Genomic DNA, 13,898 nt, shown 5'->3' with positions numbered 1-13,898 from the left:
TTCCTATTTAACGGTGGTTTTCACCGCAATATCTGACCCATAATCATTAATATTATTAATTACGATATGACTTCCTGACCTTACGGCTTGTTTTAATTCAACTGTCGTTTGACTTTTTGGTTCTAATAAAATTGTTTTTTCATTTAACCCAGATTTACCATCTGTTGAAATTTTTGTAATGGTAATATAGTAAGGTGTCGGGTTATCTATGATAATGCTCTTGCCATTTGCTTTTATAACAAGTTGCTCTGGCGCTAATTCACGGCTACTCAGCCCTGCTGGCCGATAAAAGAATTTAAATCTAGAACGGATCGCTAGTTGCAATACATTCTGGCTATCCCCTTCTTTAGCTTTAGCCATAGGGGGAATATCCAAAATATTCAACCACCATAAGCTTTCGCGATCTTGAGGAATACTTCCTTTATCCATTAATTTGATTCGTAACGTTTGCCCACCTTTAGCTTCTACACGCGAAATTGGTGGTGTAATCTGAAATGGGGTTTTTATCGTATCTGGTGTTTCTGACGCATCTCCTGTATCAAGCCACGCTTGTGCAATTGCAGGACGATCGGCAGTATTATTTAATTGCACGGTAATTTCTTTTTCATTTCCAGGATAAATAAACCGTGTACCATTAACGATAATATTATTAGCAAATGAATGCATACTGAAAATGAAGCAGAAGATAAATACTATTGCTTTCATTTGAACCTCAAAATAAAAGCGGCAGTATACCTACCGCTTATCAAAGTAATGCTGATTAAATTAATATTTAAACAATGCTTATGTAATTAAAACTAATAAGGAATTAACTTATTACATTCTTATTGGTAAGTGATTTCATAAGTTGCATAACTTTTAACTTCACCTGTTGTGACATCTTTAGGTGTAGAAGTTGCGTAACCAACGTAGTATTGGAAACGAGCTCCATTCTCAACTTTAGTTAAGTCACCTTTAACTTTTTTCTGAGATGGGTTACCAGGAATGATTTTACCTGATAAGTCAGAGCTATCATCAGTTGAAAGTGCTAATTGAATATTTTTAGCACCTGTAGTTTCAGTATTTGCTAAGTAACCTTCTGAGTTGCCTGATGCACCTTGCAGTAAGTTACCACCAGTCCAGTTAACGTTTAATAACGTTTTATCGATCGCGGAATCATTAGCTGCATCTTTAACATCTGCTGCAACACAGTTAGTTACGTCAATAACAAAAGATTTTGGTTTTAACAATGCATCTGCACCACCATCACGAACTTCTGTTAATGAAACTGGCGCTAAGTAAACGCTAGCATCACTACCTTGTCCATCCACAGAAACAGTACAAGAAACATCGGTCACTTTACCGTGAAAGTTAACTTGGCCGCCACCAACGTTGGTGCTTGCAGCGTTAGCTGTTGATAAGCCAATAATAGTTGTTGCAACTGCAGTCAGTAGTACTTTCTTCATTTTCATTTCCTAATATGAGGGTATTTATTTTTTACATTAAAAAGAACTGATTAAGTTTTTTGTTTTATTGTTAGGCAAAAAATAAATGCAAGAGTCTAGTCATACATAGAGTATGACTGGTAGTTTATGCTTCACTTTGAACCATTCGTATTAATGCAAATAAATGTATTTCTTAATTAGTCCTATTTAGAATTTATAATCATATGCTCTATATGATTTCGAAGAGAGGATACATAATAACTTAAGTTTTATTAAATCGTTTTTACCATCGCTTATTTATTTTTTAATAGGTTATGCCTATTAAAACTGATCTATTGATTGAGTTACTTGATGTGATCATTTCACTAAATTACTCGTACAGCGCTTACATTTTAGAAAAAAATCTTAATTTTATTGAATTACAGATTTAATTAACTATTAATTCCTAATAAATTAGATTTATATGAACAACAAAAAATACATTTACTATATTAAAATGATACTAAATTACACATTTTGATACTTTTAGTCGCAAAATAACACCAATATATATCTATTAATGACCATCATTTAAAGATTGTATCATTAATTTTATTAATGTATTTTTACTGATATTCGTAATAAATTTCGATTTCAAAAAAAAATTTAATACCGAATTTTTATGCTTAAAACCTAAAAAACACACTATGAGTGTATAAGTGAGTTTTTATATCAACAGTCAACTTTGGTCGTTATTAAAATTCTGAAATGTGTGTTTTGGAGGGAGAAACATCGATTTTAATTAAAATAATAATATATATGATGAGGACAAATTTAGAATGTTAACGAAAATGACGATAAAATCGCAATATAATCCTCTTTTCATTCAACTCTAAATTATTACTAAAAACTCAATATCAACTTGTACAAGTAAGCCAATGTTAGAAAAAATTATCATTGTTTTTGATATAAAATAAAAAAACAGAATCGCTGCACAAACTATAAACTAACTTATGTCAATTTTTCTATTTTATAACCATATGAAAATACGCGTATTTTCTCAAACCGAACAACAGCCAAAAATGTGATCTATACACCGTTTTTTATCATTAAGAATATTCCTAATTTACTCTCATAGTGTGTTAAAGTGTGATCCTAAGCTTAAAGCCATCAATAAAAGATGTTTTTCTTACCCTCATTTATGCATAAAAAAGAAAGTTTACCGTTTTTCAAACAATTCAATCCCGTGAATAACGCTCATTTTTTGTCGAATACATAACATAAAGTAGCTATCTCCATTTTAGTATCATAATTTAACAATTTTGAGACATTAACAAATAAAAATATTTTATATCAATAATTTGCCATATACCGACTAGCTTACCTTTACTAAATCAATATGCCTTTCTTAAAATATCGCCTAAAGTACATACGGAATAGTTGACGGATACTACCTGCAACATTTCATTCCGTTATTTGCTTTATGACGAGCAAAAAGCGATTGATACTCATTTAATATCGGCTAATAAATTGAAATGATTAATCACTAAAAAGGAGAGTGGCTGATGGTGGTGGTATAGCCAAAAAACCATAAGGAATAGAACTTTTACTAATAGATATGGAATAAAAGGCAAACTAGAATGACCATTTGGTGGCAAATTATAGTGTGAAACCGACCCTATTAAGGGATTAATTTACGCTGATTGACCATCAAATTAGTACAATATTTTGATATAGGATTCGATATCCACACTACTTGAAATACAGTTTCAATACTAAAGGATACATAGCGGGTTATTGCTATAAGAATATTGATGGCAATCGTTCTTTAACTTTGCTTAACTTATATTGGTATAAATGATGAGAAATGGATAAAACAATCTAAAAAAGAAACCTTATCATCCCTGATAATTGTACTATTTACGTTTTCTACTATCGAAAATAACAATTAATACTCCAAAAACTGCAACCAGCAAACTACCAATAATATAATTTTGCCTATCAAATGCTAAGCCTGTGTCTTTAATCGACTCTCCATAAACAATAGGGATACTAACATCCATATTATAAGAAATAATCGCTGTAATTAACCCAATGATTGTGAGCACAACACCAAACGTTTTCATTCCAGACCCTCAAATCACTTCTGTTAAAATAGGGTAGCGGACTATCTTTATAAAAGCAAAGCAAGGAGCCACTAGTTGTGCGGCTGCTATTATAAATGGGCTTTTTTTTGCGTAACTACAATAATAAATGTGTTCTAAGGCACAGTTTAATTGGAAATTTCCGCTTAATAAATTAAGTGTTTTTAATAAGCTAAAACAATCGAATGATATTAATAAATAATTTTTTATCGTTAAAGTCAACATATGAAATAATATCTATGCTTAAAACTGGCATTATTCCAAAATAGTTCTTTCGATATTATTGATTCTATTTAACTCAATAATGTCTAAAATGTATAAAGCATCGTCTCTGCATACTGACAGAATTTTTCGATAAAAACCCCAAGAGCAGGCAATAAAGATGCATTGATGAGAATAGATAAAGCTGCGGTTAGTAAAGAGATACCCATTAAAATTACCTTACCAATGAGGGGGAATATTACCCCCTACCCATAGGCCGGTTCATAATGTGTTCTTCCCAATCCACCACATCAATTTCTTTTACAGCAATATGGCGAACCGAAATACCCTCACTATGCATCGCAGCTTTTGAACCTGTTTTCAATGGATGCCAAGCAGGGAGCGACTTACCTTCAAGTAACAAACGATAAGCACACGTATTGGGTAACCACTCAAACGTTTCTAAATTATAACGATTAAGTTTAATACAGTCCGCTTCATAACTAAACCTGTCTTCATAATGCTTACATTGACATGTTTTTAAATTTAGCTGATTGCAAGCTACATTAGTAAAATAGATTTCATCAGTGTCTTCATCCATTAATTTGTGTAAGCAACATTGCCCACACCCGTCACAGAGAGACTCCCATTCCTCATCCGTCATTTCATCCAATGTTTTAACTTGCCAAAACTGCGACATAATACTAATTAATCCTATAATTAAATAATTCGAGTAGTCAGCGAATGATCATTTATCGATAACTTCAGCATATCACCAGAAGCCAATGGGCCTACACCTTCAGGCGTCCCAGTCAAAATGACATCCCCTGCACGTAGAGTAAAGAAACGGGACATGTAGCTAATCAGTGGTAAAATTGGGGTGATCATATCACGCGTCGAGCCGCTTTGGCGAACTTCACCATTAATTTCCAAAGAAAGCTCAATATTTTGTAGGTCATTCGGGTTACTAACAGGAATAAAACCAGAAATTGGGCAAGAACCGTCAAAAGCTTTGCTTTTTTCCCATGGCTGCCCTGCTTGCTTAAATTTAGCTTGTAGATCCCGTAATGTTAAATCCAGAGCAACTGCATAACCGACAATAGAACGCGAAACTCGGTCTTCATCAGCATTTTTTAACGGCATACCAATTAAAATTGCCATTTCAATTTCATGGTGAACCTCACCAAAATCTTTTGGAATAACAATTGATTGTGTAATATCGCATAAAGCTGTTTCTGGCTTAATAAAAACCACAGGCTCTTCAGGAACCGCTGACCCCATCTCTTTAATATGCTTTGCATAGTTACTACCCACACAAACTACTTTGTTTGCTGGGAAATCAAGTAACGCACCTTGCCAATCACGATGTTGATACATAAGGGGACTCCTATCTACTATCATTATTTTATTTTGTTAGCGATGCCATCTGCCATCATACAAACACTCAGTGCAAAATAATATGAGCGGTTCCAATGCATAATGGTGCGAAAGTTTTCAGTCACTAAAAATGTTCTCCCTTCTGGATCATCAGGGATAACTACCCATGTTTTCACGTCTGGAGATAATTGCGCACCTGTAGGCAATTTAACACCTAATTGTTGCCATTCGCTCACTGTTTTCCCTTGTTCAGTTTTTACGCCTTCCAAAGTTCGATTGAAATCAGCAGGTAAAGTGACTTGATAACCCCAAGGTAATTGTGATTGCCAGCCCTCAGTTGATAGGTAATTGGCAATAGAGGCAAAAACATCGGCCTTATTAGCCCATATATCCATTTTCCCATCGCCATCGCCATCTGCGGCATAGGATAAGTATGAGGTTGGCATAAATTGGCTCTGCCCCATCGCCCCGGCCCATGAACCTTTCAATTGCTGGTCTTCTGGAATGAAGCCTTTATCCATTATTTCAAGTGCGGCTAATAATTGTTTACTAAAAAGCGCCTCTCTACGCCCTTCGAACGACAGTGTCGCAAGAGCAGAAATGACATCCTCTTTCCCTTGAGAGCGCCCAAATCCACTTTCTAATCCCCATAACGATACAATAAATTGGGGTGGCACCCCATATTTTTGGCTAGTGGAATCCAACAATTTTTTATTTTCTAAGTATTTATTATACCCTGCGTTAATCCGTGATTGTGGCAAGACATTTTTTAAATAGCTGGCTAATGTAACGGTGGCTCTTTTTTCTGGCTGACCTTTATCTGCTTTTACCACTCGCTCTATAAAATGTATATTAGCAAAGGCTCGCTCAATCGTTGCGGGTTTAATCCCTTGTGCAACAGCATGTTCTTTTAGTAATTCCACATAGGCGGGAAATTGCTCTGGTTCACGTTGTTCAATTGGAAATGCTTTATCTAGCGCGGCAACTTCTTGAATTATTGCCTCGTTTTGTTTTGCAGTAATCGGTTGAGTTACCACGGATTCAGGTTGTGTCGCAGAACAACTTGCTAAAAGCAAACCAGCGACTAATGTATATAATAATGTTGGTTTCATTCGTATCCTCCAGACAGAATTACTTTTCAGGATTTTCTTAATTTGCTTCAGTTATTCAGTTCTTTGTGTTCTGAAAGCAAATTTTCCACCGGAGGTGGGAATTGTAGGTAATAACCAACATCGATAAGATCGGCCTTAACACGTGCTAAGTCAGCATTGGCAAGCCTGTCGCGTTTATCCAACGCAATAAGCATAGCAAATTGTGGTGTTCCAAATTGGGCTAATAAGTCCTCAGGAACCCGTGAAAAATCATCTTTCTTTTCAATATAAAGATAAGTTTGCTCACGCTTAGGGCTTCTATAAATTGCACAAATCATTATATTTAACTCTTTTTCTTAGTTCATTAGCTTGCTTGAAGAATACAGTAACTATAACATGCTATTGTTTTACAGAATATCTTCACCCGAGGATTGTTTCGGAAATTTTAATTTGCTGAGTCTAGATAGATGCCACAATCGCCAATAGAACTTAAAGGCAGCAGTTTTACTCTTTCAGTAATTCACTTATACAGTGAAGAGCCTAAACTCATCAAAAAAGCGCTGCAAGATAAAGTAAGTCAAGCTCCTGACTTCTTTAAAAATGCCCCTGTCGTAATTAATATTGCTGAACTATCACCAAATGTAGACTTATCGAGTATTCACAAGTCCGTTATTTCAGCTGGTTTACGAATTGTCGGTGTCAGCGGATGTACTGACCCACAGTTACGACAAAAAGCAAATGATGTTGGTTTACCGGTATTGAATGAAGGTAAAAGCCAAAAACCTGTTGAAGTGCAAGCTGAAACTCAGGTTACGACGGTTCAAACTGAGCCGCTGTATCGTAAAACTCGAATTATAAATACCCCTGTTCGTTCTGGGCAACGCATTTACGCACCAAATAGTGATCTAATCGTCACAAGTAATGTGAGCGCAGGTGCAGAACTGTTAGCAGATGGTAATATTCATATATATGGCATGATGAGAGGTCGCGCATTAGCAGGTGCCTCTGGTGATGTTGAAAGCCAGATTTACTGTACTCACTTGCAAGCTGAATTAGTTTCAATTGCAGGTGAATATTGGTTGAGCGATCAAATCCCTGCTGATTATCTTGCCAAAGCAACTAAACTTCGTTTAGTTGATAATAAACTTAACATCGAATATTTAATTTAGACCTTATTTACAAGGAATTATTCATGGCACGCATAATTGTAGTGACTTCTGGTAAAGGTGGCGTTGGTAAAACCACTTCAAGCGCGGCCATAGCTACTGGCCTGGCACAAAAAGGAAACAAAACGGTAGTGATCGATTTTGATATCGGCCTACGTAACCTTGACCTTATTATGGGGTGTGAACGTCGAGTAGTGTATGACTTCGTGAACGTCATCCAAGGTGACGCTACCCTAAATCAGGCACTGATTAAAGATAAACGCACCGAAAACCTATTTATTTTACCCGCTTCACAAACCCGCGACAAAGATGCATTAACTCGTGAGGGGGTCGCTAAAGTCCTTGATGAATTAAGTGATAACTTGGGCTTTGACTTTATCGTTTGTGACTCACCAGCTGGTATTGAAAGTGGCGCATTAATGGCGCTCTACTTTGCTGATGAAGCTATTATTACTACAAACCCAGAAGTTTCTTCCGTCCGTGACTCTGACCGTATTTTAGGTATTTTAGCCTCTAAATCACGTCGTGCTGAAAGAGGTGAAGAGCCAATTAAAGAACATTTACTACTGACTCGTTATAACCCAGGCCGTGTTACCCGCGGTGATATGCTAAGTATGGAAGATGTACTTGAAATCCTTTGCATTCCTTTAATTGGTGTTATTCCTGAAGATCAATCGGTACTGCGCTCATCTAACCAAGGTGAACCCGTTATTTTAGATACTGAGTCCGAAGCGGGCCAAGCGTATGATGATTGTGTTGCACGTATTTTAGGCGAAGAACGCCCTATCCGTTTCATTGAAGAAGAGAAAAAAGGTTTCTTAAAACGCCTATTTGGGGGATAAATAATGGCTTTATTGGATTTCTTTCTGTCGAGAAAAAAACCGACAGCGAATATCGCAAAAGAGCGATTGCAAATCATCGTTGCAGAACGTCGCCGTGGTGATAGTGAACCCCCATATCTGGCCGATATGAAACGCGATATTCTGCAAGTTATTTGTAAATATGTTCAGGTTGACCCTGATATGTTATCAGTGCAGTTTGAACAAAAAGGCGATGATATCTCTGTTCTAGAGCTCAATGTTACGTTACCTGAAGGTGACGAAATAAAAAGTTCAACAGCTGAAAAATAATTTGCAAAGAAGCCGCTATTTACTATGGCGGCTTGCTTTTCAACCCAAGCATTACATCGCTGTGATGCCAGTCTTTCTATCTTATTATTTCTCTAATGAGAAATAAATTGTTAGGCTGTTCAATGCATTAACACCTTCAGGTTTTACACCAACAGATCTGTAACGTCTAGTTGCGTCAAGTACTGCTTTACCAAACATTTCACTATGTTCAGACCTCACAATATAAACATTAGTTAACTCCCCTTGCGGTGTAATTTCAAAGTGAACAACAACATGGCCCTCCTTATTCATCATTTTCGCTCGCCGTGGGTATTTTTTATGGCGTTCTAACTCATTACGTATTCTTGTAAGGTAATTTAACCGAATATCATTGCTATTATCGCCCACCATTCTCGTTTTCTGCTCCCCTTGTTCCCCACTCGCTAGCGATTCTATTTGGTTATCCCCCTCCTTAAACTGCTGCTCAGTTTCATCATGGTTTATTTTTTCTACTATCTCTTTCGAGATGACCCGTTTTTTATTCTCACTCTCTGAACTTTTCTTGGGCTTATTCAAATTAATTTTTGTTTTTGATGAACTGTCTTCGCTATGCGTTTCACTGTTTGTTTTTGCGACCTCAATTAGTGCGCTTTCCAATTCAACTGACGAACTCATTAATCCACCAGAGCCAACAAGGGGCTCTTCAGTTTTAGCGATTTGTTTTTCAACCAGTAATTGAGATAGAGCAACCGTTATGACATCTGAATTAATCGGTACCAATATTTTTGCAGATACTGAACTGCTCCGTAGACTGTAATAAGTTAGCCCACCATGTAGCAGTAATGAGACAATAACTGCATACACAAAACGTGAATAAGTCATCTCTTTTCCTACATAAAAAACCCTTTATGCGACCACACTTCACCACATAAAGGGTTAATTGTTAGAATCTGCTGGTTAAATTAAAACGTATTGCCCTACCTGGCGCAGGCATCATGCTACGTGTTAATGGGTCAATATAATATTCATCAAATAAGTTAGTCGCTAAGAGCTCTAATGATAGGTCTTTATTCACTTGGTAATTGACGTAAGCATCTGTAGTAAAAACAGCATTCCAATGCATTGGGCTATTATTTAAAGGTGCAAAATGATATGGGTATTTATTTATCATCGCTTCTTCATCTTCATTTTTCGCCCTACTGTGATAACGCATACGACTACCCACTTCCAACGTTTCATCTAAGAAACGTAACCCTAAGTTAGTATGAATACTGTATTTAGGTTGTAATTGAGTCCGTAAATACCCCCCTGGAAACCCTGCAGTTGTGCATTCTGAGCCTCCATATTTATTGTAGGGGTCCATTGATACTAATGACGCTTCATCACACACTTCGTTTTTTAAGCGGTAATCTAACCCCACATCACCAAAAAACCAGCCATTATCATAACGAGCTAATAGCTCTATCCCTGCTGTTTTATGTTTATCTACTTGAGTGAAAATTAAATTCATATCTCGCTCAAACGCATTGGTCACCACTGTATTGTAATAATTTATTCTTAAATCAGCGTGGTTTTCAGCATTTAATAATTCTTGGAAGTTGCGCACATAACCAAATTCTATAGTATGGCTACGCTCAGGTAAAAATGTAGGGGGGACATAACTAACACCTCTACTGCTCGAAAAACCAACAGTATCTTCAAAAAGACTTGGCATCCTAACGGTTTCTAAATAACGGGCAAATAGACGATCATTATCCGTGACATATGCAGTTATACCAAAGGCTGGCGCCCAAGCTGAATCTTCATTTCTTTTCGGGGCTTTAAATTTTTCAACCTCTGTAAATTTAATTTTATCTTTCCTTTTATTTAACTCAGTCAATCCATATTTTTTCGCTGTCAAACCAGTGACTGGGTCGATAACCTCTTCTTTTAAATCAACTTCACCATTATAAAAAGGATTATTTTTTCGCATAAATCGGTTGTTGGTATCGGCCTTCCATTTAACTATGTAGTCTTTTCCCGCAATTCTAAATTCGCGTTTTCCTTTCATATTACTTGCCCATATTAAAGAATGTTTCGGCATGCCTAAAGCTTCTTCAATCAAGACCTTTGTATCATATGGTAGTTTATCTTTTATGCTTGCAAAACTTTGCCCCTTACTATTAACATAATTCTGTATTAGTTTAAATTCATCGGCTGTTAACACACGGGTTAACCGAAAATTTCTAGCTGTTACCTGACTGACTCGAGCAAAATTTATGTCTTTTGCCGCTACCCTTCTTTCTTTTAAAGTGTCCCTAGACCAATAGCTAATATATTGAGCCCCTGCATTAAGGCTTAACCAATCTGTTGGTTGCCAATCAAGCCTTATTGCACCATTGTATTCCCTGCGTTTACCTTCCCTTGGAACCGCACGGAATAAACCACTTATCGGAACTGTATTTGAATTATACACATCGTCTCTACTCCCTATCTTTTCATCAATTAAATTTCCTATTAATGTGATTTTAAACTCAGGGGCTAATTGAAATTTATTGGATAACGAAATACCATAACGATCATTAAGCTGGCTTAATTTAATGCCATTGACTAATGTACCATTGAGCTCAGCTAAGCGAGGTCGAGTTTTAAATTCATAAGACCAATCTCTTTGCATAGGCTCCCTAGGCTGACCTCCCGCCGTATTCGAATTTAAATCCATTTTCGTCAGCCAATACCCTAAACGAAAATCAACCCAATCCATAGATTCCGGTTTGAAAGAATAATTCGCATAAAAGGTATTTAAGGTTAAATTAGCTAAAGACCATTGTGGGATACTGCCAGTTAAATCATGATAGCGGATCTGTGATGGCATGATTTCACCATAGTGGCTGGTTGTTCTCATGTAACCAAGAGACAAATCTTGTGCATTAGGCAGCATAAGATTTAATTTTGCTAATAATGTAGACATTTCATTAGACGTGTTACCAACCTCTTTATTGGGAGCATAAATTTTGGCAACAAATGGCATATAGGGGTCAATGGATTTCTGTGGCGAAGCTGGGTCATAAGTAATAATCTCGCCTGTATATTTGCCTGACCCACGACTTCCTGCAAAATAATTACCTTGGTTGCGATAACTATAGGCTAACATAAGGTCAAATTTTTCTTGCCGTGTACCAATGGCAAAACGTGCCGCTTTATCTTGTAAATTAAAGAAATTGGCATTCCCTCTAGAACGAGGTTTAACAAGGACTTGGGAGTCTTGGAAATAGATCCCGCGAAATTTTTTATAATCCAGTGTTTCTAATAGGCGTTTGTCATCCCGATAATCCACACCATAATTTACCTGACGAATTCTCGGCTTTGTTGAATTACTACTGGTTTCTAACTTGATATCAAACCCAAATTGTTCATCTGCATCAACAACATCATCAATACCAATAGTTGTTATTGCTATTCCCCCACCTGTCGAAGTACGCACATCACGACTGAGTCCCCCGCTTTTCATCACCCTAATACGACTAATCATGTTCGGGTCAATATAATTACGGTTGTTAGCACCATTGTAACCACGCCAAACCGTGATAGCCTGTTCAGTACCATCAACCGTAACAGGAACACGCCCTTGCCCTTGAATACCCCGTACGTTAGGATCTAACGCCCCACTATTGCGGGCATCACCACTATACACCCCAACAGCATGGTTGATAGTGTCGGCTGGGTTTGTCCCCTTATAACGCTCGATTTCTTCCTTACTGATATAGATATTCGATTCATCTTTATCATACTGATCATCAGCCCCTTTTTTATCGCGCTGTTTAATTGTGGTTGTTTTATCATTAACTATGATAGAACCGATATTTTCACGCTCTTGTGCATATAATAAATTAGGAATACTACAAACAGACAACCCTGTCGCAATATTAATCGCTATTACTGTTTTTACTTTCATTATTCCTTCCGCTAAACATTAGAATTTTTTGCTAAAATTGACACCAACTTCACTTTGCTTAAAAGAATAAATAATATGAGCCGTACTTTTATTTATTTGGCTATTAAAATACACCGCCGGTGTAAAGCTTAATACTTTGTATTTTTCTAATGTCAGTTGTGTATTCAAATACCAATTATGATCACTTCTTTTTGTATTCAAATAATCATCAAACTGTTTAAACTCTGTATATTTATAACCAGTAACAACCAATAACTTATAGGGGTCGACAACTGTTAATAACCCAATTTTTGGTCCATATTGCAGATAACTGTCGCTTTTGAATTTTTTCTCCCTCTTGATAACATCTATCCCTGAAAAAAATAATAGATTTGGATTAAGAAAATAACCACTAATCAGTGAATAAGAGAGTTTATTACCATCATTAAAGTTATATTTATCAATATAATTTTTATTTTTTAACTCTACCCCCCCGAATAATATTACTTGAGGCGTAAATTCGTATTCTACGGCTATCCGTGCCCCTAATTTCAAACTATGGTATTGATTATCATGCCATTTAGTTTCAACAATCGGTAACAACTGTATTTTTTTATTTGCACCTTCAAACTGGTAGCCTCCATTGAGTAAAACACTTATTTTTTTAGTGGACACTGTTTTCATCGGTTCTAACCCAACAATGTTAAACGAAAACTGCCCAGCATGATTACCTAATAATGGATAGCGTTTCGATAGTTCAATAGAATAATGCCATTCCCCACCAGCTATCGCCTTTTTACTACTCCCCATACACTTGCTTCGAAAACAATAAATATTATTACTATTGGATGCTTCATTTAAATTAAAATCATAGCTTGCACCAAGTTTAATCGTACCCTGCCAATGATTTTTAGTTTCCAGTAAAATTATTTGACTACTAATGAAATTACTCAGGCTTACTGATAGTTTATTTTTATACTTGGTTAGCAATGTTTGATACACCAATAAAGCATCTTCATAGCGCTTAATACCAATAAGTGCAAGTGCAAGCTTTATTTCAATTAAGGGTAAATCCGGCTGTACAGCCAAAATTTCATTATAAAAACCAATCGCTATCTCATACTCTCGCCTTACCAGTGCCTTTTCAGCGTAAATATATTTAACTAGGTTTTCATCATGCTGATGATCGCTTTTATAAAGAAAAATTATAGTTTCTATTTTATCAAACTCTTTTTTACGAACAAGATCATAAAGAATAAACCCAAGTTCGTCGATGTTTTTTTCATTATTTTTTGTTTTTTTTATTTTCAGTTCATGTTTATCATTATTATCTATACTTAAAATACTAATAAATTGTTCGTCTAATTGTTGCACCGCAAATATTGGGGTTACAAAATCACATGAGCTTACAATAATAAAACCAATTATATACTTAATATATACGACCATAAATAACCTATTCTTTAGTGATAAAGAAAGCAGACAAAATAATAT

14 protein-coding genes are annotated in these 13,898 nt (G+C 36.0%); 3 read left to right on the top strand and 11 right to left on the bottom strand.

The features are described from left to right. Positions 1-3 precede the first annotated feature (3 nt). The 8 genes from ACHB7C_RS02830 to ACHB7C_RS02795 all read right to left on the bottom strand — a co-directional run bounded on the left by ACHB7C_RS02830 (position 4) and on the right by ACHB7C_RS02795 (position 6,554). On the bottom strand, positions 4-705 hold the full coding sequence (locus ACHB7C_RS02830) for a molecular chaperone (RefSeq protein WP_129465880.1): 702 nt from the start codon (positions 703-705) through the stop codon (positions 4-6). A 119-nt stretch (positions 706-824) separates the two neighbouring features. Then, a complete protein-coding gene (locus tag ACHB7C_RS02825) occupies positions 825-1,445 on the bottom strand; it encodes a fimbrial protein (RefSeq protein WP_129465879.1) in 621 nt (206 codons plus the stop codon). 1,874 nt (positions 1,446-3,319) lie between these two features. After that, the gene (locus tag ACHB7C_RS02820) at positions 3,320-3,529 is read right to left on the bottom strand and encodes a hypothetical protein (RefSeq protein WP_166684904.1); all 210 of its coding nucleotides are present in this window, start codon (positions 3,527-3,529) and stop codon (positions 3,320-3,322) included. Between the two features lie 326 nt (positions 3,530-3,855). Next, complete coding sequence (locus ACHB7C_RS02815; protein WP_259671930.1) at positions 3,856-3,978, bottom strand: hypothetical protein; 123 nt, start codon at positions 3,976-3,978, stop codon at positions 3,856-3,858. Between the two features lie 29 nt (positions 3,979-4,007). Further along, complete coding sequence (locus tag ACHB7C_RS02810; RefSeq protein ID WP_042843865.1) at positions 4,008-4,448, bottom strand: YcgN family cysteine cluster protein; 441 nt, start codon at positions 4,446-4,448, stop codon at positions 4,008-4,010. 20 nt (positions 4,449-4,468) lie between these two features. Continuing rightward, the gene (locus tag ACHB7C_RS02805; protein WP_042843866.1) at positions 4,469-5,125 is read right to left on the bottom strand and encodes a fumarylacetoacetate hydrolase family protein; all 657 of its coding nucleotides are present in this window, start codon (positions 5,123-5,125) and stop codon (positions 4,469-4,471) included. A gap of 23 nt (positions 5,126-5,148) precedes the next feature. Continuing rightward, positions 5,149-6,237, bottom strand: coding sequence for a lytic transglycosylase domain-containing protein (locus ACHB7C_RS02800; RefSeq protein ID WP_210831837.1), 1,089 nt, complete (start codon positions 6,235-6,237; stop codon positions 5,149-5,151). Between the two features lie 47 nt (positions 6,238-6,284). Further along, positions 6,285-6,554: a YcgL domain-containing protein gene (locus ACHB7C_RS02795; RefSeq protein WP_042843869.1), complete on the bottom strand. Its 270-nt coding sequence runs from the start codon at positions 6,552-6,554 to the stop codon at positions 6,285-6,287. A gap of 129 nt (positions 6,555-6,683) precedes the next feature. Here ACHB7C_RS02795 and minC point away from each other — a divergent pair, with 129 nt between their 5' ends. The 3 genes from minC to minE are packed head-to-tail and all read left to right on the top strand — an operon-like array spanning position 6,684 to position 8,512. Next, positions 6,684-7,385 carry a septum site-determining protein MinC gene (gene minC, locus ACHB7C_RS02790; RefSeq protein ID WP_042843871.1) on the top strand — a complete coding sequence of 234 codons (702 nt, stop codon included), beginning with the start codon at positions 6,684-6,686 and terminating at the stop codon, positions 7,383-7,385. Between the two features lie 23 nt (positions 7,386-7,408). Beyond that, a complete protein-coding gene (minD, locus tag ACHB7C_RS02785; protein ID WP_042843872.1) occupies positions 7,409-8,224 on the top strand; it encodes a septum site-determining protein MinD in 816 nt (271 codons plus the stop codon). Positions 8,225-8,227: 3 nt separating this feature from the next. After that, complete coding sequence (gene minE / locus ACHB7C_RS02780) at positions 8,228-8,512, top strand: cell division topological specificity factor MinE (protein ID WP_042843873.1); 285 nt, start codon at positions 8,228-8,230, stop codon at positions 8,510-8,512. Positions 8,513-8,596: 84 nt separating this feature from the next. On the opposite strand, the gene ACHB7C_RS02775 is transcribed toward minE, so the two are convergent. The 3 genes from ACHB7C_RS02775 to ACHB7C_RS02765 form a co-directional block, all read right to left on the bottom strand. After that, positions 8,597-9,373 carry an energy transducer TonB gene (locus ACHB7C_RS02775; protein ID WP_395346327.1) on the bottom strand — a complete coding sequence of 259 codons (777 nt, stop codon included), beginning with the start codon at positions 9,371-9,373 and terminating at the stop codon, positions 8,597-8,599. 61 nt (positions 9,374-9,434) lie between these two features. Further along, entirely contained in the window at positions 9,435-12,425 is a 2,991-nt protein-coding gene (locus ACHB7C_RS02770) for a TonB-dependent receptor domain-containing protein (RefSeq protein ID WP_166684901.1), read from the bottom strand. A gap of 18 nt (positions 12,426-12,443) precedes the next feature. Beyond that, positions 12,444-13,853, bottom strand: coding sequence for a surface lipoprotein assembly modifier (locus ACHB7C_RS02765; protein WP_198861363.1), 1,410 nt, complete (start codon positions 13,851-13,853; stop codon positions 12,444-12,446). Positions 13,854-13,898: the final 45 nt, after the last annotated feature.

This window comes from Providencia sp. 2024EL-00732 (assembly GCF_044006275.1).
GTDB lineage: Bacteria > Pseudomonadota > Gammaproteobacteria > Enterobacterales > Enterobacteriaceae > Providencia > Providencia huashanensis.
Note: the sequence above shows the minus strand (reverse complement) of the source record. Positions and strands in the feature narration are given on the sequence as shown.

Bases quoted from the DNA above. Each gene is read 5' to 3' on its own strand.
- ACHB7C_RS02805 (WP_042843866.1), bottom strand. From the start codon at position 5,125: ATGTATCAACATCGTGATTGGCAAGGTGCGTTACTTGATTTCCCAGCA.
- minC (WP_042843871.1), top strand. From the start codon at position 6,684: ATGCCACAATCGCCAATAGAACTTAAAGGCAGCAGTTTTACTCTTTCA.
- ACHB7C_RS02800 (WP_210831837.1), bottom strand. From the start codon at position 6,237: ATGAAACCAACATTATTATATACATTAGTCGCTGGTTTGCTTTTAGCA.
- minE (WP_042843873.1), top strand. From the start codon at position 8,228: ATGGCTTTATTGGATTTCTTTCTGTCGAGAAAAAAACCGACAGCGAAT.
- minD (WP_042843872.1), top strand. From the start codon at position 7,409: ATGGCACGCATAATTGTAGTGACTTCTGGTAAAGGTGGCGTTGGTAAA.
- ACHB7C_RS02825 (WP_129465879.1), bottom strand. From the start codon at position 1,445: ATGAAGAAAGTACTACTGACTGCAGTTGCAACAACTATTATTGGCTTA.
- ACHB7C_RS02820 (WP_166684904.1), bottom strand. From the start codon at position 3,529: ATGAAAACGTTTGGTGTTGTGCTCACAATCATTGGGTTAATTACAGCG.
- ACHB7C_RS02770 (WP_166684901.1), bottom strand. From the start codon at position 12,425: ATGAAAGTAAAAACAGTAATAGCGATTAATATTGCGACAGGGTTGTCT.
- ACHB7C_RS02815 (WP_259671930.1), bottom strand. From the start codon at position 3,978: ATGGGTATCTCTTTACTAACCGCAGCTTTATCTATTCTCATCAATGCA.
- ACHB7C_RS02795 (WP_042843869.1), bottom strand. From the start codon at position 6,554: ATGATTTGTGCAATTTATAGAAGCCCTAAGCGTGAGCAAACTTATCTT.
- ACHB7C_RS02765 (WP_198861363.1), bottom strand. From the start codon at position 13,853: ATGGTCGTATATATTAAGTATATAATTGGTTTTATTATTGTAAGCTCA.
- ACHB7C_RS02830 (WP_129465880.1), bottom strand. From the start codon at position 705: ATGAAAGCAATAGTATTTATCTTCTGCTTCATTTTCAGTATGCATTCA.
- ACHB7C_RS02775 (WP_395346327.1), bottom strand. From the start codon at position 9,373: ATGACTTATTCACGTTTTGTGTATGCAGTTATTGTCTCATTACTGCTA.
- ACHB7C_RS02810 (WP_042843865.1), bottom strand. From the start codon at position 4,448: ATGTCGCAGTTTTGGCAAGTTAAAACATTGGATGAAATGACGGATGAG.